Here is an 895-nt window from a genome sequence, read left to right on the forward strand (position 1 = left end):
GCGCGGCCCCGGGGGGCGCGGGGGGGGGGGGCGGTCCCCGGGCCGGACAGGCCGTGGCCGCGCGTGTCGTAGCGCAGCACGAAATAGTCGCGGGCCAGCACGGCGGCCTGCGGATCCCACATCGACAGGTCCGTGCCGAGGGAGTTCGACAGCACGATGCAGGGGCGCGCGGGGTCGCCGTCGGTCCGCACGTGCAGGCGGACGTCGTCAACTTGAATGAAGGCCATGGCGTCAACCCTGATCGCCGCCGCCCACGGGCAGGACGGTGCCGGTGATGTACGACGCTTCGCTTGAGGCGAGGAACAGGATCGCGGCGACCTGCTCGTCGATGGTGCCGTAGCGGTGCATCAGGCTCGTCGCGGTCGTCTGGTCGACGATGCCCTGGTACCACGTTTGCTCCTGCTCGCTCAACGGCTTCGGATTGCGCGGCACCTTGCGCGGCGGCGCTTCCGTGCCGCCGGTGGCGACGGCATTGACGCGGATGCCGTCCTGCGCGTGCTCCATCGCGAGGCTGGCCGTGAGCGCGTTGATGCCGCCTTTCGCCGCGGAATACGGGATGCGGTAGATGCCGCGCGTGGCCACCGACGACACGTTCACGATCGCGCCGGATTGCGCGGCCAGCATCGCCGGCAGCACGGCGCGGCAGCACCACAGCGTCGGGAACAGCGAGCGGCGGATCTCCGCCTCGATCTGGTCCGGCTCGTACGCCTGGTAGGGCTTGGCCCAGATCGTGCCGCCCACGTTGTTGACGAGGATGTCGATGCGGCCGCAGGCGTCCAGCGCGCGCGCCGCCAGCGTCGACGCGCCGGCCCAGGTCTCGAGGTCGGCCTCGACGACGATGGGTTGCGTCCCGGTCTCCTGCGCCACTTCGTGCACGAGCGGCGAGCGGTCCGCC

Annotated in this window: 1 protein-coding gene and 1 pseudogene; both read right to left on the reverse strand. The window is 71.5% G+C overall.

Features of this window, described 5'->3' with window-relative positions:
* Positions 1 to 227, reverse strand: a pseudogene (locus ACEN88_RS32920) (3-oxoadipate enol-lactonase); the annotation flags it as partial.
* A 4-nt stretch (positions 228 to 231) separates the two neighbouring features.
* Positions 232 to 895: benzoate diol dehydrogenase BenD (benD, locus tag ACEN88_RS32925; RefSeq protein WP_413346486.1), on the reverse strand; the 664-nt coding region annotated here is incomplete at its 5' end.

Source organism: Massilia sp. CT11-108, assembly GCF_047302915.1.
GTDB classification, from domain to species: Bacteria; Pseudomonadota; Gammaproteobacteria; order Burkholderiales; family Burkholderiaceae_D; genus Telluria; species Telluria orientalis.